Source organism: Shewanella sp. Choline-02u-19 (genome assembly GCF_002836205.1).
Classification (GTDB): domain Bacteria; phylum Pseudomonadota; class Gammaproteobacteria; order Enterobacterales; family Shewanellaceae; genus Shewanella.
On sequence record NZ_PJBE01000013.1, the window covers coordinates 460,982 to 486,552 of the forward strand.

Below are 25,571 nucleotides of genomic sequence, written 5' to 3' on the forward strand. Positions count from 1 at the left end.
ATTTTTAGTGTTATTTATAAATGTAATTTCAAATATTAATTAAGGTAAGTAGAGAATTAGATGAGTGTAAAAATGTTAGGTAAAGTGGTCTGTGCTTTTTTGTTTATATCCTTGACCAGCGTTGCGAGTTTAGCACAGGCGTCAGAGCCCAGTGTTGCAGCAAAAGAGCAAGCTGCGCGCGATATAAGCTTAAAAGAAAAGTTTCCTGTCCAATATAAAAGCTGGCTAGAAACTTCAGAGCAAACAGAGCGTGAAGATATGTTGGCCAGCTATCCAGCCGCTATTATTTTGTGGGCCGGTTCATCGTTTGCTAAAGAGTACCATAGCCCGCGAGGTCACCATTTTGCGGTGGCAGATATAACTCATACTCTGCGTACGGGTGTACCACCCAAAGCCGGTGATAAAGGTTTGTCTGCTAGTTGTTGGACTTGTAAAACACCAGATGCACCGCGGTTAATGAATGAACTCGGTATCGAAGGCTTTTCTGCTAAGAACTTTACAGATCTTGGCACTGAAATAAACAGCGTTGTGTATTGCACCGATTGTCATGTCGACGGTAAAGCAGAGCTGGCGTTACCGCGCCCGCATGCTCAAGACGCTATGGCGAAAGTTCATCTTCCTTTTGATAAACAAAATGAAAATATGAAAGGTGCTCAAGTGTGTGGCCAGTGCCATGTGACTTATTACTTTCAGCCAGAACGCAGCAACAAAGTTAATATCCCCTGGATTTTTGGCAATAGTGCCGATGATATAGAGAAATATTACGATACTCGCCGTTTCTATGAATGGATCCATCCTATTTCTCAAACACCCATCTTAAAAGCTCGTCATCCAGAGTTTGAACACTGGAGTCGCAGTAAACATGCTGAGGCGGGTGTGACATGCATTACTTGTCATATGCCTGAAACAAAAGATGAGCACGGCAATACCTTTACCAGCCATAAAGTGGGTAAGGCATTGGAACATTTTGACCAAGTTTGTCAAAACTGCCATAAGAGTGAGCAAAAAATCATTAGTTCACTGGCAAAGAACAAGGCAACGATTAATGCTAAAGCGCGTGAAGTTGAAGGGTTATTGGTAAAAGCGCACTACGAAGCTGGTGCGGCGTGGGATGCTGGCGCAACTTGGCCTCTAATGAATGACGCCATCATGGCCATTCGTCACTCTCAATGGCGCTGGGATTTTGCTATGGCATCTCATGGTTTATATGCCCATAACCCAGAAGAGGGCAATGCACTGCTTGATACAGCCCTTAAACAAGTTAAATATGCGCGTACTTCGTTAGCTGAAATTCTCAACAAGTTTGATGTAAAGAGTGTTAACTACCCTGATATTAGCTCGAAAGCATCGGCCCATGCAGCGGTCGGCATTGAGCTTGACAAGCTGACTGAAGCGAAGAAGATATTTATCAAAGAGGAAGTGGATGAGAATTGGTCTGAAGTGAGTCGTCATGGCTACGAGTAATTAGATATCAATTACTGATTAACTTGAGATTGTGTTCGTTAAAAAAGCCAGCTTAGATAAGCTGGCTTTTTTACGACGAGACAGTGGCTAGAAGAGCAAATCAATAATGAGGCCTATGCTAAACAAACCACTAAAAATCATGGTGAGTTTAGCTGTGCGCCCTAGTAAAGGGTTTAGCGCAGCGCCAGTGACTTCATTAAAATCACGGCACAGGTTACGCGCCAAGATAAATCCAAGACCGGCAAGCAGCACGGGTAAACCCGCGAGTGCTCCCATCAAATACCCTGTAATAATAATGGCAAAAGGTAAGTAGACTAAACTTTGATAAAAAATCCGTGCTTGCGCTAAGCCGATGCGCACAGCGAGTGTTTTCTTACCCGCTTTTATATCGGTATCCATGTCTCGGGTGTTGTTGACCAGCATAATCGCTGCATTAAGAAAACCGATAGCCGAGCCGAGTAACCATGCACTAGTACTGGTTGTATTAGCTTGCAGAAAGTAGCTACCGACCACTGCAACAAGTCCAAAAAAGACAAATGCAGCGATTTCGCCTAGTCCATGTGAGGCTAGCGGGTAAGGGCCGCCGCTATAGCCTAATGCACCTAAAACCGCTGCCGCCGCGAGCAGGGCAATAGGCCATCCACCGTGGGCGATTAAAAATGAGCCCACAATGAGGGCTAACGCAAGGGATAAGAGCATGGCATTACGCACCGCTGTGGGGCTTAACAACCCGCTTTGTGTCACTCGAATAGGCCCTACACGTTCTGCTGTATCGACACCACTTTTGAAGTCAAAATAGTCATTGGCTAGGTTAACAGCAACTTGCAATAACACGGCACAGATCATCGAAGTGACAGCGATGAACCCACTGAATTGTTCAAGTTGCAGTGCTAAAACATTACCGACCAATAATGGCCCAATCGCCGCAGGTAAGGTACGAGGGCGTATTGCTAGGATCCATGGATTCATTATTTATAATTACTTTACAGAGATATATATCGCAGGATTACGACGTAACAAAGGAGTGCTGGCCTCATAGCATAGCAAAATTAACAGCGTCTAAAAAGTGGATTTTCTGTCGCTAATGGCGGCGAAGTTAACATTATCGTTAACTTGAGGCTTAGGTGAGCAGAGCGGTTTAAAATTTTAGATCTAGCGCACACCCTCCGATGAGTATTGTATGCAATATTGAGCTTCGAGCTTGAATAGCAGTATCGATATATAGGTTGTGAGTACTTGGAGCTGTTGATTGTGTTACAGGGAAGTCACCACCTAAAACTTAAATATAACGTTTGAGGGTCTAGGGATATGCGTTTTGAAGACCAAGTTGCCATTGTTACTGGTGCAGCTTCAGGCTTAGGGCGAGCTTATGCTATAGCGTTAGCAGAGCGTGGCGCGCGGGTTGTGATTATAGACAATGAAGCATTAACGAATAAAGACTCAGGGCTGCGCAGTTGCGCTGCCGCTATTACAGCGCTGGGGGGCGAGGCGCAAGTGTTTTGCTTAGACGTCAGTGACTCTTCAGCGGTGCAACAGATGGTTGATGAAGTGCTGTTAACTTGGGGGCGAGTTGATATTTTAATCAACAATGCAGGCATACATCACTCATGTCCGTTTGAACACTTAAGCGAAGCGACATGGAAACGTCAGTTTGATGTTGATGTACATGGCAGTTTTAATATGACTAAAGCAGTATGGCCGAGTATGAAGCGCAGCGGTTATGGCCGAGTGATTATGACGTGTGCCAGTTCAATATTTGGCGATATGTATGAGTCGAGCTTTAGTGCCAGCAAAATGGCGTTGATTGGGCTGGTCAATAGCCTGCACCTAGAAGGTGAAGAGTTCGGGATTGCCGTTAACACGATTACACCACATGCTGTCACTCAAATGACAGCAGAGCACCTTGCTCCGGCGGTTAGACCGCTTTTTTCCAAGACCACAGTTCTATCTGCAATGCTCTATCTATGCAGCTCCGCATGCCATTCAGGAAAGCATATTTTTGCCGCAGCGGGGGGGATAAGTCACGCGGAAGTTGTTGAATTTGCAGCAAGCCGGTTTACAGCTGAAGAGTGTACACCGGAAATTATTCATAGCCGCTGGAGTGATATCTACCGTTCTAAGCCTTATAGAGGCCGTTCTTCGGGTGAAGCACAGGTGTTAGCATGGGCAAAAGCCTCGGCAGAGCAACGTAATATCGACATAGAGTAATAGCTGGCGAGCGTTGGGGTCTTGGGTTAAGCTAGCCAATAATGGTAGCAATATTTTAGGTTCCAATGAGTCAAGTATTAGATGATTTACTCGCCTTACTTTCTTTAGAGAAAATCGAAGAGGGGTTATTCCGCGGACAAAGCCAAGATATAGGCTTTGGTCATGTGTTTGGTGGGCAAGTGATGGGCCAAGCTCTAAGTGCCGCTAAACAAACCGTCTCTCCCGATCGTAAAGTGCATTCATTGCACTCCTATTTCTTACGTGCTGGTGATGAGACATTACCCATTGTCTATGACGTAGAGAATATGCGTGATGGTGGCAGTTTCAGTGCTCGACGTGTCAAAGCGATTCAAAAAGGCCGGCCGATATTTTATATGACATGCTCATTTCAGGCCCATGAAGAGGGTTATGAGCATCAAGCCGTTATGCCTGATGTGCCAGGACCAGAAGGCTTGCTTAATCAGCAAGAACTGGCCATGACGCTGCAAGATAAAGTACCTGCTAATGTGTTAGAGAAGTTTATGGCAGATACTCCTATAGAGATGCGCTTAGTTAATCCTAGCAATCCGTTAGCAGGCAAAGCCTCTAAGCCTGTGCGCTACGTTTGGATCCGTGCAAATGGTGAAGTACCAGAGAATCTGTGCGTACATGATTATCTGCTGGCTTATGCATCTGACTTTAATTTCTTAGTCACGGCAGCTCAACCCCACGGCGTGTCATTTCTCACCCCAGGTATGCGTATGGCAACCATCGATCATGCGATGTGGTTCCACCGTCCGTTCGATTTAAGCCAGTGGTTGCTTTATAGTATTGAGAGTCCCAATGCCAGTGGTGGACGTGGTTTTGTAACGGGTCAGTTTTTTAATCAACAAGGGCAATTGGTGGCCTCTGCAACTCAAGAAGGCCTGATCCGCATGACCACTAAAAAAGCGTAATTTAGGCTATTTTAAAGATAAATATTCAGGATAAAAAGATGATTTCAGCATTAAAGAAATGGACCGTTTTACTGTGTTTATTAACACTAACCGCATGTGTAACAGTAACAGAAGCGCCCCCTGTGATGGTTAATGGTGCCGCAGGATATCTGGAAAAAATAGCGTTGCCAGAGGGATGCTCTATTACGATCGCTATCATCGATTTAGACACTCCAGGGGTTATTGTTGCACAGAAGAGCTTTAACATTGTAAGGGCGCCAGTCCCGTTTAAGTTCTTGTTACCCGAGGAGTCTATTGATGATTCAATTCATTATGGGGTGGTAGCAATGATCCAATTCAATAACCAAGTTATTTTCCAAACCTATGATCGCTTCCCTGTCATTAGCAATGATAAGTTCACCACTGAAGTACTGATGAAAGCTGTGCCCGCGCCTAAGTCATAATACTGATTATTTAATAAAAGGAGCTTAGGCTCCTTTTATTATGATGATAGTTGAACAGCTAGCGTGTTAAGTGGATTCACTCTGAATGATAAAAGGCTTTTGCCATGATTGAGCCGAGCCAACAAATTGCTCAATGGCTTAGAGAGGATAAATACCGCTACCAAGCCCTATTGATGGCGGAAAAGCTGCAATTACCGCAATGGATGTTGGCTGCAGGCTTTGTGCGTAATCTTGTATGGGATAAGTTGCATGAGACAGCGCCTAGACCGCTTAACGATATTGACCTTATCTATTTTGATGCCAGCAATCTCTGTGCGAGCCAAGACCGTGATTATGAAGAGCAGTTACGTGCACTTGCACCCGACTACCCTTGGTCGGTTAAGAATCAAGCTCGAATGCACCTTAAGAATAATGACCAAGCTTATACTTCTTGTTTAGATGCGATGAGTTTTTGGCCAGAAAAAGAAACGGCTATTGCTGTGACTATCAATCAGACAATGACGGAAAGTAGAGTCGTATCAATAGCGTCTTTACCATTAGCGCTGCAAGTCGTGACACCTTTTTGTAGCCAAAGATTATTTCAATTGACGTTAACCCATAACCCTAAAAAATCTAAGCAACTCTTCCAACATCGAGTGGATAACAAACAGTGGTTACAAGATTATCCTCTACTGCAAGTGGTCAGTGAATGAATGCGAATGTTGAACTCAAGCCATAATTGCAACAGTTGCTTACCTATAACGACTAACACTAATGGCTACCGCTAATATCTACCGCTAATATCTACCCCTAATTATCTGCATAAAATTAATGAAAAACAGTGTCATCATTAAGTACCTATTCACTGCCTAATACCTTTATCAATGGTTCAATATCTATCACTTATTATAATATTAAAAAGTTAATTAATTGTTAATCCAAACGGTTGCGTTAGTTCGTGCGATATACGGTCTAAGTGGTCTTTTGTCACACAACTATAAGCTGCAACTTCAATATACCTTATGGAAGTGTGATCTTAGTCACTTGTAGGTACCACTAATTGGGTATTTCACGTCAGCGTTGATCTAGATCAAATTCGCGGCTCGATTATTCTGGCAGGGTACACGCAAATGTATGGATATTGATAATAAAAACAGCAGCTCATGTTGTATTGATGGAGTAATATGATGAACAAAAATATCGTTTCTGGATTGATTGCTACAGCCCTATTGACTACCGGTTTTACCTCTTCTGCACTAGCACATCAAGCTGGTGATATTATTATACGAGCAGGTGTTGCAGTCGTAGCGCCAAATGAATCAAGCCAAAATATCATAACGCCAGATCTTGGAGATCTAGGTCAGTTTTCTGTAAGCAACAATACCCAGTTAGGTTTAAACTTTGGTTACATGCTCACGGATAACATTGGTATTGAGCTGCTAGCGGCATCGCCATTTACACATGACATCTCTCTAGCTGGCGTGGGTAAAGTCGCTGAAACTAAGCAGTTACCGCCAACCTTAGTTGCGCAATATTATTTTGGTTCAGCGGATTCAAAATTACGTCCTTACATCGGCCTCGGTGTTAACTTTACCAATTTTTACGATAATGAAATTACTAATGATGTAGGCGGGCGCCTATCTGATTTGAGTTTATCTAACTCTTGGGGAATAGCGGGTCAAGTTGGTTTAGATTATCAAATCAACGATAGCTGGCTTGTAAATGCATCGGTTTGGTATGCAAAAATTAGCACTGATGCTAACTTCAACTATAAGGTACTTGAGTCAAGCACTGTTGTGCCAGTGACCATTGAAACTGACATCGATCCATGGGTTTACATGGTCAGCATAGGTTATACCTTCTAGTCAGCAGATTGACTTGGATTTCCCCCTTAAAAAAAGGAGCCTTAAGGCTCCTTTTTTTATCGATTAACGGAACTTCCCGTGACTCGGCTATTCTTTTTTAGCGGCTTTTTCTGCTTGCTTTTGTTCTTTGGTTTTCCAATGGCGCGTATTGTAAACGAACTCAGGTAGCAATTTGGTCAGCCATGCTACGAGACGCCAGCGCTTAGTGACATAGACTTTACGTTTACCGGCTTTCATCGCTTTAATGACCTGGCTGGCAACTTCAGCCGGAGGAGAAAGCCAAATACGGCTTTGCTGTAAGGCAGCTTTATCGAGCAGACCCAGTTGGATGTCGGTAAGGGTTATGGGCAGCTTTAGTCGCTGAGCATGCATACACAGCCCTTCGAAGTAGTTTTCGGCGTAACTTTTAGACGCATGATAGGCAACGTTTGGTCCGCCTCTTAGGCCTGCAATCGAGTTAATTGCCGCTAGTTGGCCATAACCTTGATCACGAAATAGCCTAAAAGCTGTATTGCATATGGCTGAAAACCCTTGCACATTAACGGTGATGATATCTTGCTCTGGCTGCCAAGGCAGTTCAGGGTCATAGCTATTTAAGCCTGTATTGACCAGTACAAGATGAGCACCGCCTAGAGAGTGCCAAACTGCGGTAAGAGTTGAAATAATAGCTTGAGGATCATCTATTTGCAGTGGAAATACTTCAGACTTAGTCGGAAGCGATTGGCTAAACTCAATAAGAGATTGTGGATCTTGTGCTAATAAGGCGAGCTCTACACCATCGTCAGCAAGCTGTTTTGCTATTTCACGGCTGAGCAATGAGCTTGCGCCCACAATTATTGCAGTTGCTTGTGTCATATAAATATTCGACTTCAAATAGGTTACTTATCATAGGAACATAAGTGTATTAGAACAAGATTAATTGTTTGTTGCTGTGACAAGGATGCTGAGTTCAGCCAAACAGAATAGAGGATCACGAGCTAATCAGAGTGATATTCATGGTAAAGTTATATAAATTTCAAGTTCGGACATATAGACTTCTAGAAGTCTTGATGTATTATTAGGAGTGTTAACATGAAAAACTACTTTAAGCCTTTATTATCTTTTGTTATCGCAGCGGGTTTATTATCGGGCTGTGCGACCTCAAATGCCGTGGTAGAGATCCAGGGAGAGGTTTGGTACAAAGAGCGTATAGCATTACCACCTGAAGCTGTTATCAGCATTAAAGTGCAAGACGTGTCGTTAATGGATGCACCTGCAGTTGTTATAGCAGAATTTGAACGCAGTGATATCAGTACGCCTACGCCTTTTCAGTTTTTGATCAACCGAGATCAGTTTGAGGCAGGGCACACTTATACGGTTGGGGCTCGTATTAGCCTTAACGACAAGCTTATGTTTATCAACGAACAAGCTTATAGAATTGATTTGGACTCTGCCGAGCCTATGTCAGTTTTGCTACAGAAAGTAGCGCGCTAAATTAACTAGCATAGCTAGTATTACAAGCGCCTCTTTCTGTTATTACTCTCATTGAATAAGAGGCGCTGTATGCCGGTTAAAATCCCTGACAATCTGCCCGCGGCAGAGATCTTGGAGTCTGAAAATATATTCGTTATGTCTGAAACGCGCGCTGCGAATCAGGACATACGACCAATGAAAGTGCTTATTCTCAATCTCATGCCAAACAAGATTGAAACTGAAACCCAATTACTGCGTTTATTGGGCAATACGCCACTGCAAGTTGATGTTGATCTGCTGCGTATTCATGACAAGGAGTCAAAGCATACCTCAATTGATCACATGAATAATTTCTACCGTGATTTTGAACAGGTACGAAATAAAAATTATGATGGTCTAATCATTACGGGGGCGCCGTTAGGTCAGGTTGAATTTGAAGACGTCTCATATTGGGATCACATTCGAGAGATTATTGACTGGTCACAGCAGCATGTCACATCAGTGTTGTTTTTATGCTGGGCGGCTCATGCTGCACTTTATCACCTGTTTGGACTCAATCGCACACTGTTAAAATCTAAGCGTGCAGGGGTCTTTGTCCATAAACGTACCAGTGAACATTTTCCATTATTGCGTGGCTTTGATGACGAATTTTACGCGCCACATTCTCGATTTGCTGAAATGAATATAGAACAACTGCGTGAGCATCCTGAGTTGCAGGTATTAACAGAGTCAGAGCAAGCGGGCGCGTATATGGTACTCAGCAAAAATAGCCGTAATTTGTTTGTCATGGGTCACCCAGAGTATCAAAAATCGACATTAAAAGATGAGTACGCTAGAGACTTGTCGCAAGGATTATCACCTGAGGTGCCGCAGAACTACTTTCGCAATGACGATCCGAGTCAACAGCCTATCGCGCGCTGGCATAGCCATGGCAGTTTGTTAGTCAGTAACTGGCTAAACTATTATGTTTATCAGTTAACACCTTACAATTTGGACGATATGATCGGTATTACCCCTTTGGAGTCTAAAGACTAAAGGCGCGGCTTATATTGCTGGGTATTAACTGCCATCGACCACTAAGGTGCAATCCACTTTTAACTGTTGGCAAATTCTAAATACACCGTCTAATACCAATCGAGTGCTTCGGTCTGCATTTATTTCTGAGGTGATAAGCAACTGCGATACTTGTGGATCAACCCTGAAAACTTTAAGGCTGGCGCTAAGGTCACCTTTGGTTAACTCAATTAAATGATTTTTCTCGTCTTGAGACACCACCTTCAACAACGAATTACTCTTGATAGTTTGTAATGCGACTCGGTAAATATTGTCCGGTGTCGCATTAATATTAACCGTGGCAACTTCATGTTTTGCGCTTTTATAATAGGTAACAGCGCCTAATGTTGCAGCGCCTACAGCGATACAAGCACACAATGATAACGCGATAAAACTCATCAAAAATACATTTCTCATAGGAATACCTCTCTTTTTTGATTGAGCTGTCGTTACTCTTAATCGATTGTTATTTTTAGTCATTAAGGTCGTATCACGTTTGATTGCATAATAAAATGACCTAATAATAGGCTAGCGTAGAGAGGTCATAAGGCAAGTTTAAGTCTTAATTTTTACGACTTTGATAAACATCATCACCGACTATTATCCGCCGTTACGCTTTGTCGCCAGTATTAATCCCTTTGCTCCCTACCTCGCTCTGCTTTGTGTAAATTTTAAGTGACATCTCAACCTTATACTTTGGTAGATGTTTGGCTAACTTGGCTTGCTTTACGTTCGCGTAAACGTCACAGTGTGAAAATGTTGAGCGAGATCACATTTAATGGGTTAGCGGTTTTACGGCAATGCGGTATTTATACCGAGCGAATCACCTTAAGGTAAGTCGCTGTAATAGCGTAGATAAAGTCTCCTTATACCATTGAAGTACATCGCTGACCGAGCACAAAAAACAAGCCTTAAAGTATTACTGGAGTATATATGAGTTCAGAACTGTCAAACCAAGACATCGTTATTGTTGCCGCTAAGCGCACCCCTATGGGTGGATTTCAAGGTGCACTTTCAAGCGTCGCTTCTCCAAAACTTGCAGCGACTGCGATTAAAGGGTTAATACAGCACAGTGGCTTAAATGCTGATCTGGTAGATGAAGTACTCATGGGCTGCGTATTGCCTGCAGGTCTTGGTCAAGCGCCTGCACGTCAAGCCACTTTGGGAGCTGACTTGCCGCTTTCTGTCGCCGCAACAACAGTCAATAAAGTCTGTGGTTCAGGTATGAAAACCGTAATGCTTGCTCACGACTTAATTAAAGCCGGCAGTGCCAACATCGTCATTGCGGGCGGTATGGAAAATATGAGCCAAGCGCCATATCTACTCGACAAAGCCCGTAGCGGTATGCGAATGGGCCATGGCAAAGTGTTAGACCACATGTTCCTTGATGGTTTAGAAGACGCTTATACCGGTGGCGCTATGGGCACGTTTGCTCAAAATACCGCTGATGATTTCAAATTGACCCGCGAGCAGATGGATGACTTTGCACTGAGTTCACTGGAAAAAGCGAATGTCGCCATTAATGCCGGTGCTTTTGAAGCGGAAATCACCCCCGTGACTGTGGAAAACCGTCGCGGCGATATCGTGGTAGATACTGATGAACAGCCAGGTAATGCCCGTCCAGACAAAATACCGACACTACGCCCTGCATTTGCTAAAGACGGCACTATCACTGCCGCAAACTCGAGTTCAATTTCAGATGGTGCAGCCGCATTGATGCTAATGACACGTGCACAGGCAACTGAACTCGGGCTTGACGTGATGGCAACGATCAAAGGCCATACAACCCATGCTCAAGAGCCTTCAATGTTTACTACGGCGCCAGTAGGTGCGATGAATAAGCTGCTAGAAAAAGTAAGCTGGAGTAAGGAAGAGGTTGATCTATTCGAGATAAACGAAGCGTTTGCCATGGTCACCATGTTGGCAGTGTCTGAGCTTGGACTTGATATTGAAAAGGTCAACGTCAACGGCGGTGCATGCGCTTTAGGTCACCCTATCGGCTGCTCAGGAGCACGTTTGCTGGTAACGCTAATCCATGCACTTAGAGCGCGCGGCCTTAACAAAGGTGTTGCGTCTTTATGTATTGGCGGCGGCGAAGCTACTGCGATGGCAATTGAGTTATAAATTATTCATTAAGTGATAGATAGACTGTAATCAACAAGACTCGATTTAAGTGTGAGCCAGCGGTATACATCAGTGATGCTCCGCAACATAAAATAATAATGGCCGCGCTTAAATCATCATTTTGCTCATCACTATCAATGATAGTTGATGAAAATTTAGGAAGCGATATGACTATTCAAGTTAAGCACTACATCGATGGCGAATGGATCTTAGGTAATGGCGAGCAACAGATCGCCGTCACAAACCCCGCTAATAACGAAACCATTGCCGTCGTTAACGCCGCGCTACCAAGCGAAGTTGAAACGGCAATTGCCAGCGCAAAAAAAGCATTCAAAACTTGGAAAGAGGTGCCTGTTTCTGAGCGTGCACGGGTGATGCTTAGGTATCAGCATTTGCTAAAAGAGCATCATGATGAGATCGCTACCATTCTGGCACAAGAGACGGGTAAGACATTTGATGATGCCAAGGGTGACGTTTGGCGTGGTATCGAAGTGGCAGAACATGCATGTACTATTGCGTCGATGATGATGGGCGAAACGGTTGAAAACGTGGCGCGTTCAATCGACACTTATAGCTACATCCAACCTCTTGGGGTTTGTGCGGGCATTACACCGTTTAACTTCCCTGCGATGATCCCGTTATGGATGTTCCCACTTGCCGTTGCTTGCGGTAACACCTTTGTGCTTAAGCCGTCAGAGCAAGATCCAATGACACCACAACGCCTTATTGAGTTGTTTGTCGAAGCCGGTGCGCCAAAAGGCGTTATACAGCTAGTTCATGGTGACAAAACGGCAGTGGATATTGTCTTGCGTCATCCAGACATTAAAGCCATCTCTTTTGTCGGTTCCGTTAATGTGGGTCAATACATCTATAAGACAGGTACCGATAACCTTAAGCGTGTACAAGCTTTTGCAGGCGCTAAAAACCACTGCGTTATTATGCCTGATGCCAATAAGCAGCAAGTGATCAATAACTTGGTGGGCGCATCGGTTGGCGCTGCAGGTCAACGTTGCATGGCGTTGTCTGTCGCGATTTTTGTTGGCGCCGCGAAAGAGTGGATCCCTGAACTTAAAGCAGCGATTGCCAAGGTTAAACCGGGTCTTTGGGATGACAAAGAGGCGGCATACGGACCAGTCATTAGCCCTGCGGCTAAGCAACGCGTGGTGAGCCTCATTGCACAAGGTATTAAAGAGGGCGCTGACTGCTTACTCGATGGTACAGACTTTACGGTTGAGGGCTATGAGTCGGGTAACTGGGTTGGCCCAACCATGTTCGACAAAGTCACCACAGAAATGAGCGTCTATAAAGAAGAGATTTTTGGTCCGGTACTGTGTTGTATGAATGCCGAATCATTGGAACAAGCTATTGAGATTGTTAACGGTAGCCCCTACGGAAATGGTACCGCAATCTTCACTGCCAGTGGCGCCGCAGCCCGTAAATACCAGCATGAAATTGAAGTGGGTCAGGTCGGTATTAACGTGCCAATTCCAGTGCCGCTACCTTTCTTCTCATTTACCGGCTGGAAGGGCAGTTTCTATGGTGACCAACATGCATACGGTAAGCAAGCAGTGCGTTTCTACACTGAAACTAAAACCATTACAGCACGTTGGTTTGAATCTGATATTGCGGTTGCATCAGCACCCAATATGACGATTGACCTTAAGTAATGCCAGAGATGCCATCTAATTCCGTTAGATGGCAATTAGCGTTAATGAGGGTGGGGCTTACACCGCACCCGGTCAAATAACGAATAGAGGTCGGCAGCGATAAACGCATGCAAAGACCCACAGCCTTGTTAGCGCTGACCACCCTAGAGTGACTAGCTAGCGCTAAAATATTGAGGCACTCGACAGTACAACAGGAGCACCCGATGGATTTCAATCTGAATGACGATCAACGCCAATTCGCCGACTTAGCCGCTCAATTTTCAAAAGAAGAGCTTGCGCCTTTTGCGGCTCAATGGGATGCCGAACACCACTTTCCAAAAGATGTTATTCAAAAAGCCGGTGAGCTGGGTTTTTGCTCTTTGTATTCACCTGAATCTGAAGGGGGCATGGGCTTATCTCGTTTAGACTCTTCCATTATTTTTGAACAACTCTCCATGGGATGTACCGCTACGACGGCCATGTTGACGATTCACAATATGGCCACTTGGATGGTCACCAGCTTTGGCTCAGAAGCGCTGCGCAGCGAATGGTCTGAATCATTGACTACCGGTCAAAATCTAGCGTCATACTGTTTAACAGAGCCTGGCGCAGGCAGCGACGCTGCTTCACTGCAAACCAAAGCGGTGCGTGATGGTGATGACTATCTTATTTCCGGCTCTAAAGTGTTTATTTCAGGCGCGGGCGCAACAGAGCTGCTAATCGTGATGTGCCGTACAGGCGAAGCGGGTCCAAAAGGGATCTCTGCTATCGCTATTCCTGCGGACGCTGAGGGTGTTATCTACGGTAAAGCGGAAGATAAAATGGGCTGGAACGCGCAGCCCACACGTCAAATTACTTTTGACAATGTTCGCGTACCCATGAGCAATTTGCTCGGTGAAGAGGGCCAAGGCTTTACGTTCGCAATGAAAGGACTTGATGGCGGCCGTATTAATATTGCCACTTGTTCGATTGGTACTGCACAAGCGGCGCTTGAACGTGCCACCCAATATATGAATGAGCGCAAACAGTTTGGTAAGCCTTTAGCGACCTTTCAAGCACTGCAGTTTAAATTAGCCGATATGGCAACAGAGTTAGTGGCGGCCAGACAATTAGTGCGTTTGGCGGCATTTAAACTGGATCAGCAAGATCCTGAAGCAACCGCGTATTGCGCGATGGCGAAACGTTTTGCTACCGATATCGGTTTTCAGGTGTGTGATGCGGCACTGCAGATCCACGGTGGTTATGGTTATATCCGTGAATACCCGCTAGAGCGTTATGTCCGAGATGTTCGTGTGCATCAGATCTTAGAGGGCACCAACGAAATTATGCGTTTGATTATTTCTCGTCGTTTATTGGATGAAAACGCCGGCGCGATTTTATAAGCCGCTTATTTGAAAACCTTTGTATCACAGATTTAAGATAATTTAACAGGAGTTTCCATGTCACTACTATTAGAGAAAATCGTCGGCCATACCGCGGTTATTAGCATGAACAACCCGCCAGCGAATACATGGACTGCAGAAAGCTTACAAGAACTTAAAGCAAAAGTGCTCAAACTCAATGATAACAAAGCTGTTTACGCACTGGTGATTACTGGTGAAGGAGACAAGTTCTTTTCCGCGGGTGCAGATTTAAAGTTATTTGCCGATGGTAATAAAAATAATGCAGCAGATATGGCACGTTATTTTGGTGAAGCATTTGAGGCGTTAAGTGCCTTTCGCGGCGTATCAATAGCAGCCATCAATGGCTACGCGATGGGTGGCGGTCTTGAAGTGGCGTTAGCCTGTGATCTTCGTATTTGCGAAGAGCAAGCGCAATTGGCATTACCAGAAGCAACGGTGGGTCTACTTCCTTGTGCGGGTGGCACCCAAAACTTAACCGCATTAGTGGGTGAAGGCTGGACTAAGAGAATGATCCTATGCGGTGAGCGTATTAAATCGGCTAAAGCTGAAGCGATAGGTCTGGTAGAAGAGGTGGTTGCCACAGGCACGAGCTTTAATGCCGCAATGGCGCTGGCAGAGCGAGTGGCGAACCAAAGCCCTAGCAGTGTTGCCGCTTGTAAACGCTTGATCCAAGCGGGCCGCACTATGCCAAGAACGCAAGCATTACCGCTAGAGCGTGAAGAGTTTGCTAACCTGTTTGATACAGAAGATCAAACCGAGGGCGTAAGTGCCTTTTTAAATAAGCGTAAAGCTGTTTGGAAGAACGGCTAATGGCAACGACAAACGCAAACAGCAACAGTGTGGTGTTCCAAACGTTGGGCACCGCATCAGGCAAACATATTGGCGTAGCAACACTTAATATCGAAAAAGCGCTTAACGCGCTTAATATTGAGATGGTGCAGGCGTTAACTAGCCAGTTAACAGCATGGCGCAATGACAACAATATCGTCGCTGTGGTGTTAGATGGCGCAGGCGAAAAAGCGTTCTGTGCCGGTGGCGATGTACGCGCTATTTATCATGCCGCGTTGGCAACGCCAGGTGAAGTGACTGCCCAAGCCACGGATTTTTTTAAGCAAGAGTACCAGTTAGATTATCTGTTACATACTTTTGCTAAACCAGTATTGGTATGGGGCGATGGCATTGTTATGGGCGGTGGACTTGGCCTAATGGCGGGCGCAAGCCACCGAGTCGTGACTGAGCATTCGCGTATTGCGATGCCAGAAGTCACTATTGGTTTATACCCTGATGTTGGCGGCAGTTATTTCCTCAATCGTATGCCAGGTAAAGCAGGCCTATTTTTGGGGATGACCGCCTACAATATGAATGGTGCTGATGCACACTATGTTGGCATCGGCAATCACTACTTAAATCGCGATGATAAAGAGTTACTGTTTGATGCAATGGCAACGCTTGCATGGGCAGACGATAAAGCGTTTAACCATGAAATGCTGCATGCGCTTATCGATGACATGCAACTCGACTGCGAGACGCCGCTGGCACCAAGTCAGCTTGAAATACATCAAGTACTGATTGATGACTTAATGGACGGCGAGTTAACTGCCATCGTTGAGCGGGTAAGTGCATTAGATGACACACTTAAACAAGCGCAGCCTTGGTTAGCTAAAGCCTGCAAAGTGATGTTGGCCGGTAGCCCTATCAGCCTGGCGTTGGTGCACAAACAATCACAACTTGGCACTCAGATGAGTTTAGCTGAGGTGTTTAAGTTCGAATTAGGTTTGAGTGTTAATTGCTGTGCTCGCGCTGATTTTGCTGAAGGTGTGCGCGCGTTGCTGATTGATAAAGATAGAAGCCCGAAGTGGTTATATAAGGATGTGGCTTCAATACCGAGCGATTTTGTGTCATCACTGATGATCTCCCCTTGGGCTGAAAGTCGCCATCCTTTAAGCGATATGCTTTAAATAATACGACTGGTTTACACGGATACGTTATTGCACTTGTCAAAGTGCACAGGAGCAAAAGATGAGTACTGTTGCATTTATTGGTTTAGGAAACATGGGCGGCCCAATGGCCGTTAATCTGATTAAAGCGGGCTTCACCGTTAAAGTGTTTGATTTGGTTCCCGCTGCAATGCAAGCGCTAGCCGAACAAGGCGCACTAACGGCAACCAGCGCGTGTGGCGCAGCCGCTAGCGCAGACATTGTGGTGACTATGTTGCCAGCGGGCAAACATGTTCGTAGCCTCTACATTGGCGATGCCGATAATAAAGGTATCGTGGATGTGGTTGCAAAAGGGACATTACTCATTGATTGCTCGACCATCGATGCCGACAGTGCACGTTTTGTGGCAAAGCATGCTGCAGACAAGGGTCTAGAGTTTATCGATGCGCCAGTCTCGGGCGGCACCGCAGGCGCAGCAGCAGGCACGCTGACCTTTATTTGTGGCGGCAGTGATAACGCATTTTCGCGCGCGCAGGATGCACTGAATGCTATGGGAGGCAATATATTCCATGCTGGTGGCCCAGGTGCTGGGCAAGTCGCTAAGATTTGTAATAATATGCTGCTCTCAGTGTTGATGGTGGCCACATCTGAATCTTTACAGATGGGCGTTGACCATGGACTCGACCCTAAAGTGCTTTCAGATATAATGAAAGTCAGTAGTGGTGGTAATTGGACATTAGATAAATATAATCCTTGCCCGGGTGTTATGGAATCGGTACCGTCTTCAAACGATTATCAAGGCGGCTTTATGGTCGACTTGATGGTGAAGGATTTGGGACTTTCTCAAGAAGCGGCTTTGTTATCAAATTCAAGCACGCCAATGGGAGCTTTAGCGCGCAGTCTTTATGTGAACCATGCACGTCAGGGTCACGGTAAACGCGATTTTTCGAGTATTTTTGAGCAGTTTGCTAATTCTCAACAGATAAAAAACAAAGGGTAATTCGATGGATTTAAAAGATAAGGTTGTTGTTATTACTGGTGGTGCGGGCGGACTAGGCTACGCGATGGCGGAGAATTTTGCGGCAGCAGGTGCCAAGTTAGCACTTATCGATGTTGACCAAGAGAAGTTGGAAAAAGCCTGTGCAAACCTTGGTGACACAACTGAAGTACAAGGTTACGCATTAGACATTACAGATGAAGAAGATGTCGTAGCGGGTTTTCAGTTTATTAAAGAAGACTTCGGCCAAGTTAACGTACTGATAAATAACGCGGGTATTCTACGTGATGGTTTAATGGTAAAAGCCAAAGATGGCCAAGTCACAGACCGTATGTCTTATGAGCAGTTTCAATCTGTTATTAACGTCAACTTAACCGGCACATTTCTGTGTGGCCGCGAAGCGGCAGCAGCAATGATTGAAACCAAGCAACAAGGTGTGATTATCAACATCTCTAGTGTTGCTCGGGCAGGCAACATGGGTCAGTCAAATTACTCAGCGTCTAAAGCGGGTGTGGCGGCGATGAGTGTAGGCTGGGCTAAAGAGCTTGCACGTCACAATATTCGTAGCGCAGCGGTAGCACCGGGCGTGATTGAAACTGAAATGACGGCTGCAATGAAGCCTGAAGCGCTTGAACGTCTTGAAAAAATGGTGCCAGTCGGACGTTTAGGTCAAGCGGAAGAGATAGCGTCTACCGTGCGTTTTATTATTGAAAACGATTATGTCAACGGCCGCGTGTTTGAGATCGATGGCGGTATCCGTTTGTAATATCGACTCACTCAATAACAACTAACGGGCTTTTGCCCGTTTTTTTATGAGAGTGACTAAGCGTTTGAATTTGAACAATAGCTAGGATTTACGTCATAATAGAAGTACATCAAATTGCGTTTATTTTAAAAGAGGAGTCAAGGTTACAATGGACTGGTTAGAGAAAATAACCAAGGTGATGATGCTCGTGGTCGGCTGTTGTGGAGTGTTAGTGATCTATTTAGGCTTTTTTTATTTGATGTTTAGCGGCAAAAGTACCGCTATTATTCCCTGGTACATATTATTATCACCTTGGGTTTGCATCTATTTTGGATTAAACAAACGTATTCAATTTGAGATCATGCAGTGGTTTATCAAAAAGTTTACGCGTAAGTAATGCCGCTCTTACACAGCGCTTAGTGCAGCCTATACGGAAAGTGTTATATCAATTTTCCCATCCTCTGCGGACCTAAGTGACTGTATTTGAGATAGCCGCAGATATGCCTTGGATTAAGCGCATTTAACGTAAGGGGGATTCACCAATACGTAATGGAGTTGATATCATAGTCACGTTAGCTTTATCATTGCTATTAGCGCTTTAAAACATCATGGCATTCGATTACTTATATTTTACTCTGACAATACTTAGGCAGCTAATGAGATTTTTAATTGCATCGATACTGACGTTTGCAACGTTATTGATAACCGTTGGCTGCGATGTATCTAAGCCAAAGGATACGGACGCAGTCGTCTCAGAATCATTACCTGCAGGCGTAAAAATAGCGGATTTCGGTAGTTGGAATTCTCCCGTTACCGCTGAGCATGTTTATGATTTATCAGACAGTATAGGTGAAATCCAAGTCACTGCTGGCAGCCTCTATTTTACCATTCTTGATGCGAGCAATGAAGGGCGACGTGGGGTCAAACGAATAGAAACAGCGGGTACTGTTGTTGATGCCATTCCTTCCAGTTTTGATATTGGCAGTCGTGTACATGAATATGGTGGAGCCCCTTTTGTGGCGATAGGAAACAGCCTCTTTGCCACCAAGCGATCAGATCAGCTGTTGTACCGCATTGCACCCAATCAAGTACCGTTTCCATTAACCCCCGCAGGCACCCGACATGCTGACTGTATATCCAATTCCAAAGCTTCGCGTTTAATCTGTGTCAGGGAAGATCATCGAGATGCAGACAAAGTGGTTAATCAGCTGGTGGGTATTAACTTAAGTTATGCAGACGAAGGTACCGTACTCGCTACCGGCGCGGATTTTTACTCAACTCCAGTGATCTCTCCAGACCAAACTAAATTGGCATGGATAACATGGGATCACCCAAACATGCCGTGGGATAATACCAAACTATGGCTTGCAGAACTGGATAACAAAGGCGCGGTAGTCAATGTCAAACAAGTCGCTACAGAGCAAAAGGGTTCAATCACGCAACCTCTTTTTAGCCCTAATGGACAGCTTTATTTTGTCGCGGATTACACTAACTGGTGGAATATCTATCGCCTAAACGAGTTTGAGCAAACTGAGGTGGTGCTAGCGCAAGAGGCTGAGTTTGCCGTTGCTGATTGGCAACTAGGCCATCACAATTACGCATTCGAAAATGAACATACGTTAATCGCAAGCTATAACCACGAAGGCGAAGCTGGGCTTATTCGTATTGATACTGAAAGTGGTGTGACCGATCCTATCGCGGTTGACTTTGCAGAGATTACCTATGTGACTAAAAGTGACGATGGCGTGGTTTTCGTTGGGGCTAAAGAGACGCCTGAAAAAGGCATTTATAAAGTTCAAGGCCGCTCTGCTCAGCTGATCTATGCGCCAGAACTGACCGTGATGGACCCTAATTTTATCTCTAGAGCCGAGAGTGTCAGCTTTACAACGGGCAACAGTGATACGGCCCATGGTTATTTATATAAACCCGTAAATCCAGATTTTAAAGCGCCAGCAGGGCAAGAGCCACCGCTGGTGATGTTTCTGCATCCTGGCCCAACTGCACAGGCAAGCCGAGCATTTAGACGAGATATTCAGTATTGGACCAGCCGTGGTTTTGCCGTCTTTGACCTCAATTATCGTGGTAGTACAGGTTTTGGTCGGGACTATCGCAATCGCCTTTACGGTAATTGGGGGAAGTCAGATGTAGAAGATGCGGTCAGAGCCGCAGGATACTTAGTCAATAATGGCGATGTAGATGGCCGAAAACTGGCAATAAGAGGGACTCGTGCTAGTGGCTTTACTGCGCTGTCAGCCGTTGCTTATTACAGCACCTTTGGTGCAGCGGTAAGTTACTCAGGTATTAGCGACGTTGAGTTATTTAGGCGTGACTCTCATAAGTTTGAGAGTCATTATTTAGAGACGCTCATTGGTGGATTTGATAACTATAAGCGCCGCTCTGCAATGAATAACCTCTCAGGGGTCAATGAACCTTTGCTGCTTATTCAAGGGGGCAACGATTCACTCATCCCTGCAGAGCAAACGTTGCAGCTTTATAATGCTGTGAAAAAAAAGGGCAGGCCGGTAGCCTATCTTGAGCTTAATGACAATGCTGTTAATCGGGTCACCCCACAAAGCAAGAAGCGCGCTTTAGAGTCTGAACTTTCATTCTACGGCCAAGTTTTTGGCTTTACTCCCGCAGGAGATATTCCAGTGCTTACGATTGAAAATATAGAGAACTTAAGGCGTAGGTAAGCTGCAGTCTATAGCATAGTGCTAATTGCTGAGACCGTTAAGAATTGCACAGTTGGGCTGGCTGCCACCTTTACAGTCCTTAATTAAATGCTGTAGTTGGTTCCTTAAATTACTCAGTTGATCAATTCTTTGTTTAATATCATCGAGGTGATGCTGCGCGAGCGCTTTTACATCGGCGGCATTACGGCGGGTATTTTGTTGTAAGTCGAGTAATGCTTTACAATCTTCTAGCGTAAAACCAAGTGCTCTACAGTGCTGTATAAAACTCAAGGCATCCACCTCTTTTTGGCTATACTCTCGATAGCCGTTATCACTCTTTCGGCCTTCGACTAAACCAATGTCATGATAATAACGTATGCTTTTTACTGACAACTCGGTCAGTTTTGCTACTTCACCAATTTTCATAATCTCTCCGGTGCAAAATAATTTTAATTGACGTTTGACTCTCCCCCTATAGGAGACATTACCCTTGGTACATCAAAGATACAATATAATTAAAGCGGGAGCGTTTTTTATGAAAAGTATTAATCTATATGTCCCTAACATGAGCTGTGCAAGTTGTGTGGCAAAAATTGAGTCAGCTTTCTCCAAAGTGAATCTTAAAGGGGGCAACGGTAATGCGATTAGCGCCAGGGTGAACCTTGCGGACAAGCAAGTGCAGGTGTTCGGTGATATTACGCCTGAAATAGCGATTGAACTCATCAAAGGTGTGGGATACGACAGCGAACAGATGCTCGACGCTCGAAAAGGCGCGGCGAAGAAAGAAGCTGATGAGGTTAAAGAGTATCGAACGCGCGTGATACAAGCCTCAATTGGCTTAGGTCTGGGTGTTCCCCTAATGCTGTGGGGCTTACTCGGTGGTGAAATGATGGTCAACAACGCCAACCAGCAACTCGCTTGGGGTGTTGTTGGTTTGGTGACCTTTATCGTGATGGCCACAACTGGGCGTCACTTTTTTCAGGGCATGTTGCGTGCAATAAAAGCCCGTAGCGCCAATATGGACACTCTCATCGCATTAGGGACTTCTGCTGCATGGATCTATTCGATGCTGGTAGTCATCGCGCCTCAGTGGTTCCCTGCTGATACGCGTCATGTCTACTTTGAAGCCAGCGTGATGATTTTGGGTTTGATTAACTTAGGCCATGCATTGGAGCTTAGAGCGAGAGGTAAAACCAGTGAAGCGGTGCAGCGTTTACTGGGCCTACAAGCTAATACCGCAATACGCGTTACCGATACCGGCGATGAAGAGGTCGAAATTGATCAGATTAGCTTAGGTGATCATCTGCGCTTGCGACCGGGTGACAAAGTGGCGCTTGATGGTGAGATCGTCAGTGGGCAAACACTGATCAATGAATCCATGTTAACCGGCGAGCCGGTGCCAGTTCACAAAGCGCCTGCAGATAGCGTCAGTGCGGGCACTGTTAACGGTAATGGCAGTATCATCTATCAAGTGACCGCGGGGGCAACAGAGAGCAAACTGGCAAAAATTATTGAGCTCGTGCAGCAAGCGCAAACATCCAAAATGCCAATAGGGCGCTTAACAGATAAAATATCAGCTTACTTCGTTCCAGTGGTTATCGTTATTGCGCTGTTAAGTTCAGCCATTTGGTATCTATTCGGGCCAGAGCCTGCGCTATCACATGCATTAGTGGTGTTGACCAGTGTGCTGATTATTGCCTGCCCTTGTGCTTTGGGGCTCGCGACGCCAATGTCGATTATGGTGTCAGTGGGCCGCGCAGCGAAAATGGGCGTCTTAGTGAGAAATGGCGAAGCGCTGCAAACGGCAAGCAAGGTCACCACTGTGGTGCTTGATAAAACGGGCACCATTACCCAAGGTGCACCTGAGGTGACTGAGTTTATCGTGTTGCAATCGGATGTGGACAAGCATGACTTACTCAGTGATATCGCTGCGTTAGAGCAACACTCTGAACATCCGCTTGCCAGTGCGATTATTGCCAAGGCTAAGCTGTCATCTATCTTGCTTAAAGAGCCGGAACAGTTTACCAATGTGCAAGGCCGAGGAATAACCGGGATTGTGGCTGGTATCGAATATACCATTGGTAACATGAGCCTGATGCAACAGATTGGGCTAGATGATTTTTCTGCTTATCAAGCGCAAGTGTCGTTACTTGCAAGCCAAGGGCAAACTCCTGTCTTTGTGGCAAGAGATCAAAAGCTCATTGCCATCATAGGGATAAGCGATCCGATAAAAGAGGATGCTGTTGCAGCAGTAGCCGCCATGAAAAAGAATGGCCTAAAGGTGGTGCTACTCACGGGGGATAACGAGCAAACGGCGCAAGCGGTTGCCAATGTTGTTGGTATTACCAGCGTATTTGCCAATGTTTTACCACAGCAGAAGCAGCAAAAAGTGATTGAGTTGCAACAAGCGGGTGAAGTGGTTGCTATGGTCGGTGACGGCATTAACGATGCGCCAGCACTCATGAGCGCCGATATTGGCCTTGCGATGGGCAGTGGCACTGATATCGCCATCGAAAGTGCAGACTTTACTTTGTTATCTGCAAGGCTCATGGTAGTAGCTGAAACACTATTACTGGCAAAAGCCAGTATGAAAAATATCAAGCAAAATCTATTTGGTGCCTTTATCTATAACAGTTTAGGGATCCCATTAGCGGCAGGAGTATTGTTCCCCTTTACGGGGATGTTACTCAGCCCAGTAATCGCGGGCGCAGCCATGGCCATGTCATCACTAACCGTGGTGAGTAATGCCAATCGATTGCGTAAAACTAAGCTTGTTTGATTATCATCTTGTATTAGCATCGCGTAGAACGCACTTTTTTAATAAGATCGTCATCTGACATAACTAATCACAGTTGATAATTTAGGCTAAAATGCTATAATATCGCGCTTAATTTTATAGGCTGTGCGCGGACTTGCGCGAGTCTTCGACCAGTAAGTTGATTTAGGGTTAATGGCTCTTTTTTAATTTACTGGTTTTTGTTTTATCTATGATCTCTATAAGTCATATAACCAAAAGCGGAATGCCACTTTGATTACTACAGCTAACATCACCATGCAGTTTGGCGCTAAGCCACTGTTTGAAAACCTCTCAATAAAGTTTGGCGGCGGGAACCGTTACGGTCTTATCGGCGCTAACGGTTGTGGTAAATCAACCTTTATGAAGATCCTTGCGGGCGATCTTGAGCCAACGTCTGGTAACGTTTCACTGGATGTTAATGAGCGCTTAGGTAAGTTGAGCCAGAACCAATTTGGTTATGAAGAGTTCAACGTCATTGATACCGTTATCATGGGGCACGCCGAGCTTTGGGAAGTGAAGAAAGAGCGAGATCGTATCTACTCTTTGCCTGAAATGACTGAAGAAGACGGCATCAAAGTTGCCGATCTTGAAATGGAATTTGCTGAGATGGACGGTTATACCGCCGAATCTCGTGCTGGTGAACTGTTAATGGGCGTCGGTATCGGTGTCGAACAGCATTTTGGTCTTATGGGCGCAATCGCACCTGGTTTTAAGTTGCGTGTGCTATTGGCTCAAGCCTTGTTCTCAGATCCAGATGTACTGCTACTTGACGAACCCACCAACAACTTGGATATCGACACCATTCGTTGGTTGCAAGATATGCTGAACCAACGTAACAGCACTATGATTATCATCTCGCACGATAGATATTTCTTGAACTCTGTTTGTACTCACATGGCTGATTTGGATTACGGCGAAATGCGCGTATTCCCAGGTAACTACGATGAGTACATGATGGCTGCACAGCAGTCACGTGAACGTTTGATCTCAGATAATGCTAAGAAGAAGGCACAAATATCTGAGCTTCAAGGCTTCGTTGCTCGTTTCTCTGCTAACGCGTCTAAAGCAAAGCAGGCAACCTCACGTGCTAAGCTAATCGATAAGATTAAGCTTGATGATATTAAAGCCTCAAGCCGTGTGAATCCCTTTATTCGTTTCGAACAAGAAAAGAAATTGTTCCGTAATGCATTGATTGTTGAAGATCTAACGAAAGGCTTTGACGTTCAACTGTTTAAAGATCTTAATCTGATTGTTGAAGTCGGTGAACGTATTGCTGTTTTGGGTCATAACGGCGTGGGTAAAACCACATTGTTACGCACGTTAGTACACGATATCCCACAAGATTCAGGGACGATTCAATGGTCTGAAAACTCAGCGATTGGTTATTACGCGCAGGATCATGAATCAGATTTTGAGAACGAGATGACATTATTTGACTGGATGAGCCAATGGCGCAAACCAGAAGATGATGATCAATCTGTACGCGGCTACTTAGGCCGTATGCTGTTTGGTTCTGACGATATTAAGAAGTCAGTCAAAGTGCTTTCTGGTGGTGAGAAAGGTCGTATGTTGTTTGGTAAGCTCATTATGCAAAAGCCAAACATCTTGCTACTTGATGAGCCCACTAACCACATGGATATGGAATCAATCGAGTCGTTGAACAACGCGCTTGAAATGTACGAAGGTACATTAATGTTCGTCAGCCATGACCGTGCGTTTGTATCATCAATTGCTAACCGTATTCTTGAAGTGACGCCAAACGGCGTGAATGACTTCAGAGGAACTTATGATGAGTTCCTTGCGAGTAAAGGTATTGAAGGGTAACTTTCTGCAATAAAAAAAGCCCGATTC

The 25,571-nt window shown here is 45.1% G+C and carries 23 protein-coding genes; 19 read left to right on the plus strand and 4 right to left on the minus strand.

All coding sequences use genetic code 11. The features are described from left to right. Positions 1 to 60 precede the first annotated feature (60 nt). Entirely contained in the window at positions 61 to 1,464 is a 1,404-nt protein-coding gene (locus tag CXF83_RS08685; protein ID WP_101092281.1) for an ammonia-forming cytochrome c nitrite reductase subunit c552, read from the plus strand. 87 nt (positions 1,465 to 1,551) lie between these two features. On the opposite strand, the gene CXF83_RS08690 is transcribed toward CXF83_RS08685, so the two are convergent. Continuing rightward, a complete protein-coding gene (locus tag CXF83_RS08690; protein WP_101092280.1) occupies positions 1,552 to 2,433 on the minus strand; it encodes a 1,4-dihydroxy-2-naphthoate polyprenyltransferase in 882 nt (293 codons plus the stop codon). A gap of 339 nt (positions 2,434 to 2,772) precedes the next feature. Here CXF83_RS08690 and CXF83_RS08695 point away from each other — a divergent pair, with 339 nt between their 5' ends. From CXF83_RS08695 to ompW, 5 genes are all read left to right on the plus strand, one after another. Continuing rightward, positions 2,773 to 3,672, plus strand: a complete 900-nt coding sequence (locus CXF83_RS08695) for an SDR family NAD(P)-dependent oxidoreductase (RefSeq protein ID WP_101092279.1) — start codon at positions 2,773 to 2,775, stop codon at positions 3,670 to 3,672. A 65-nt stretch (positions 3,673 to 3,737) separates the two neighbouring features. Then, entirely contained in the window at positions 3,738 to 4,607 is an 870-nt protein-coding gene (tesB, locus tag CXF83_RS08700; RefSeq protein WP_101092278.1) for an acyl-CoA thioesterase II, read from the plus strand. Positions 4,608 to 4,645: 38 nt separating this feature from the next. Further along, the gene (locus CXF83_RS08705) at positions 4,646 to 5,050 is read left to right on the plus strand and encodes a YbaY family lipoprotein (protein WP_101092277.1); all 405 of its coding nucleotides are present in this window, start codon (positions 4,646 to 4,648) and stop codon (positions 5,048 to 5,050) included. Between the two features lie 104 nt (positions 5,051 to 5,154). Then, a complete protein-coding gene (locus CXF83_RS08710; RefSeq protein WP_101092276.1) occupies positions 5,155 to 5,742 on the plus strand; it encodes a nucleotidyltransferase family protein in 588 nt (195 codons plus the stop codon). A 471-nt stretch (positions 5,743 to 6,213) separates the two neighbouring features. Further along, positions 6,214 to 6,894 carry an outer membrane protein OmpW gene (gene ompW, locus CXF83_RS08715; RefSeq protein ID WP_101092275.1) on the plus strand — a complete coding sequence of 227 codons (681 nt, stop codon included), beginning with the start codon at positions 6,214 to 6,216 and terminating at the stop codon, positions 6,892 to 6,894. An 87-nt stretch (positions 6,895 to 6,981) separates the two neighbouring features. Here ompW and CXF83_RS08720 read toward each other — a convergent pair whose 3' ends face one another. Further along, positions 6,982 to 7,749, minus strand: coding sequence for an SDR family NAD(P)-dependent oxidoreductase (locus CXF83_RS08720; RefSeq protein ID WP_101092274.1), 768 nt, complete (start codon positions 7,747 to 7,749; stop codon positions 6,982 to 6,984). A 216-nt stretch (positions 7,750 to 7,965) separates the two neighbouring features. Here CXF83_RS08720 and CXF83_RS08725 point away from each other — a divergent pair, with 216 nt between their 5' ends. Beyond that, positions 7,966 to 8,367, plus strand: coding sequence for a YbaY family lipoprotein (locus tag CXF83_RS08725; RefSeq protein ID WP_101092273.1), 402 nt, complete (start codon positions 7,966 to 7,968; stop codon positions 8,365 to 8,367). 69 nt (positions 8,368 to 8,436) lie between these two features. After that, positions 8,437 to 9,381, plus strand: a complete 945-nt coding sequence (metA, locus tag CXF83_RS08730; protein ID WP_101092272.1) for a homoserine O-acetyltransferase MetA — start codon at positions 8,437 to 8,439, stop codon at positions 9,379 to 9,381. A 24-nt stretch (positions 9,382 to 9,405) separates the two neighbouring features. Here metA and CXF83_RS08735 read toward each other — a convergent pair whose 3' ends face one another. Beyond that, complete coding sequence (locus CXF83_RS08735) at positions 9,406 to 9,816, minus strand: DUF3568 family protein (protein ID WP_101092271.1); 411 nt, start codon at positions 9,814 to 9,816, stop codon at positions 9,406 to 9,408. Between the two features lie 516 nt (positions 9,817 to 10,332). Here CXF83_RS08735 and CXF83_RS08740 point away from each other — a divergent pair. From CXF83_RS08740 to CXF83_RS08780, 9 genes are all read left to right on the plus strand, one after another. After that, the gene (locus CXF83_RS08740) at positions 10,333 to 11,523 is read left to right on the plus strand and encodes a thiolase family protein (protein ID WP_101092270.1); all 1,191 of its coding nucleotides are present in this window, start codon (positions 10,333 to 10,335) and stop codon (positions 11,521 to 11,523) included. A 167-nt stretch (positions 11,524 to 11,690) separates the two neighbouring features. After that, positions 11,691 to 13,190, plus strand: a complete 1,500-nt coding sequence (locus tag CXF83_RS08745; RefSeq protein ID WP_101092269.1) for a CoA-acylating methylmalonate-semialdehyde dehydrogenase — start codon at positions 11,691 to 11,693, stop codon at positions 13,188 to 13,190. Positions 13,191 to 13,393: 203 nt separating this feature from the next. Further along, positions 13,394 to 14,551: an acyl-CoA dehydrogenase family protein gene (locus tag CXF83_RS08750; RefSeq protein WP_101092268.1), complete on the plus strand. Its 1,158-nt coding sequence runs from the start codon at positions 13,394 to 13,396 to the stop codon at positions 14,549 to 14,551. A 57-nt stretch (positions 14,552 to 14,608) separates the two neighbouring features. Then, positions 14,609 to 15,382, plus strand: coding sequence for an enoyl-CoA hydratase (locus tag CXF83_RS08755; RefSeq protein WP_101092267.1), 774 nt, complete (start codon positions 14,609 to 14,611; stop codon positions 15,380 to 15,382). Continuing rightward, positions 15,382 to 16,530, plus strand: a complete 1,149-nt coding sequence (locus CXF83_RS08760; RefSeq protein WP_101092266.1) for an enoyl-CoA hydratase/isomerase family protein — start codon at positions 15,382 to 15,384, stop codon at positions 16,528 to 16,530. The genes CXF83_RS08755 and CXF83_RS08760 overlap by 1 nt, the downstream gene beginning before the upstream one ends. A gap of 61 nt (positions 16,531 to 16,591) precedes the next feature. Continuing rightward, on the plus strand, positions 16,592 to 17,509 hold the full coding sequence (gene mmsB / locus CXF83_RS08765) for a 3-hydroxyisobutyrate dehydrogenase (protein WP_101092265.1): 918 nt from the start codon (positions 16,592 to 16,594) through the stop codon (positions 17,507 to 17,509). 4 nt (positions 17,510 to 17,513) lie between these two features. Continuing rightward, positions 17,514 to 18,272, plus strand: a complete 759-nt coding sequence (locus CXF83_RS08770) for an SDR family oxidoreductase (protein ID WP_101092264.1) — start codon at positions 17,514 to 17,516, stop codon at positions 18,270 to 18,272. Positions 18,273 to 18,420: 148 nt separating this feature from the next. Continuing rightward, positions 18,421 to 18,648, plus strand: a complete 228-nt coding sequence (locus CXF83_RS08775; RefSeq protein ID WP_101092263.1) for a hypothetical protein — start codon at positions 18,421 to 18,423, stop codon at positions 18,646 to 18,648. Between the two features lie 259 nt (positions 18,649 to 18,907). Next, complete coding sequence (locus CXF83_RS08780; protein WP_101092262.1) at positions 18,908 to 20,944, plus strand: S9 family peptidase; 2,037 nt, start codon at positions 18,908 to 18,910, stop codon at positions 20,942 to 20,944. 21 nt (positions 20,945 to 20,965) lie between these two features. Here CXF83_RS08780 and cueR read toward each other — a convergent pair whose 3' ends face one another. Further along, positions 20,966 to 21,349, minus strand: coding sequence for a Cu(I)-responsive transcriptional regulator (gene cueR, locus CXF83_RS08785; RefSeq protein WP_101092261.1), 384 nt, complete (start codon positions 21,347 to 21,349; stop codon positions 20,966 to 20,968). Positions 21,350 to 21,458: 109 nt separating this feature from the next. Here cueR and CXF83_RS08790 point away from each other — a divergent pair, with 109 nt between their 5' ends. Beyond that, on the plus strand, positions 21,459 to 23,702 hold the full coding sequence (locus CXF83_RS08790; protein ID WP_101092260.1) for a heavy metal translocating P-type ATPase: 2,244 nt from the start codon (positions 21,459 to 21,461) through the stop codon (positions 23,700 to 23,702). A 249-nt stretch (positions 23,703 to 23,951) separates the two neighbouring features. Next, positions 23,952 to 25,544, plus strand: a complete 1,593-nt coding sequence (locus CXF83_RS08795) for an ABC-F family ATPase (protein ID WP_101092259.1) — start codon at positions 23,952 to 23,954, stop codon at positions 25,542 to 25,544. The last annotated feature ends 27 nt before the right edge of the window (positions 25,545 to 25,571 follow it).

Bases quoted from the DNA above. Each gene is read 5' to 3' on its own strand.
- CXF83_RS08685 (WP_101092281.1), top strand. From the start codon at position 61: ATGAGTGTAAAAATGTTAGGTAAAGTGGTCTGTGCTTTTTTGTTTATA.
- CXF83_RS08690 (WP_101092280.1), bottom strand. From the start codon at position 2,433: ATGAATCCATGGATCCTAGCAATACGCCCTCGTACCTTACCTGCGGCG.
- CXF83_RS08695 (WP_101092279.1), top strand. From the start codon at position 2,773: ATGCGTTTTGAAGACCAAGTTGCCATTGTTACTGGTGCAGCTTCAGGC.
- tesB (WP_101092278.1), top strand. From the start codon at position 3,738: ATGAGTCAAGTATTAGATGATTTACTCGCCTTACTTTCTTTAGAGAAA.
- CXF83_RS08705 (WP_101092277.1), top strand. From the start codon at position 4,646: ATGATTTCAGCATTAAAGAAATGGACCGTTTTACTGTGTTTATTAACA.
- CXF83_RS08710 (WP_101092276.1), top strand. From the start codon at position 5,155: ATGATTGAGCCGAGCCAACAAATTGCTCAATGGCTTAGAGAGGATAAA.
- ompW (WP_101092275.1), top strand. From the start codon at position 6,214: ATGATGAACAAAAATATCGTTTCTGGATTGATTGCTACAGCCCTATTG.
- CXF83_RS08720 (WP_101092274.1), bottom strand. From the start codon at position 7,749: ATGACACAAGCAACTGCAATAATTGTGGGCGCAAGCTCATTGCTCAGC.
- CXF83_RS08725 (WP_101092273.1), top strand. From the start codon at position 7,966: ATGAAAAACTACTTTAAGCCTTTATTATCTTTTGTTATCGCAGCGGGT.
- metA (WP_101092272.1), top strand. From the start codon at position 8,437: ATGCCGGTTAAAATCCCTGACAATCTGCCCGCGGCAGAGATCTTGGAG.
- CXF83_RS08735 (WP_101092271.1), bottom strand. From the start codon at position 9,816: ATGAGAAATGTATTTTTGATGAGTTTTATCGCGTTATCATTGTGTGCT.
- CXF83_RS08740 (WP_101092270.1), top strand. From the start codon at position 10,333: ATGAGTTCAGAACTGTCAAACCAAGACATCGTTATTGTTGCCGCTAAG.
- CXF83_RS08745 (WP_101092269.1), top strand. From the start codon at position 11,691: ATGACTATTCAAGTTAAGCACTACATCGATGGCGAATGGATCTTAGGT.
- CXF83_RS08750 (WP_101092268.1), top strand. From the start codon at position 13,394: ATGGATTTCAATCTGAATGACGATCAACGCCAATTCGCCGACTTAGCC.
- CXF83_RS08755 (WP_101092267.1), top strand. From the start codon at position 14,609: ATGTCACTACTATTAGAGAAAATCGTCGGCCATACCGCGGTTATTAGC.
- CXF83_RS08760 (WP_101092266.1), top strand. From the start codon at position 15,382: ATGGCAACGACAAACGCAAACAGCAACAGTGTGGTGTTCCAAACGTTG.
- mmsB (WP_101092265.1), top strand. From the start codon at position 16,592: ATGAGTACTGTTGCATTTATTGGTTTAGGAAACATGGGCGGCCCAATG.
- CXF83_RS08770 (WP_101092264.1), top strand. From the start codon at position 17,514: ATGGATTTAAAAGATAAGGTTGTTGTTATTACTGGTGGTGCGGGCGGA.
- CXF83_RS08775 (WP_101092263.1), top strand. From the start codon at position 18,421: ATGGACTGGTTAGAGAAAATAACCAAGGTGATGATGCTCGTGGTCGGC.
- CXF83_RS08780 (WP_101092262.1), top strand. From the start codon at position 18,908: ATGAGATTTTTAATTGCATCGATACTGACGTTTGCAACGTTATTGATA.
- cueR (WP_101092261.1), bottom strand. From the start codon at position 21,349: ATGAAAATTGGTGAAGTAGCAAAACTGACCGAGTTGTCAGTAAAAAGC.
- CXF83_RS08790 (WP_101092260.1), top strand. From the start codon at position 21,459: ATGAAAAGTATTAATCTATATGTCCCTAACATGAGCTGTGCAAGTTGT.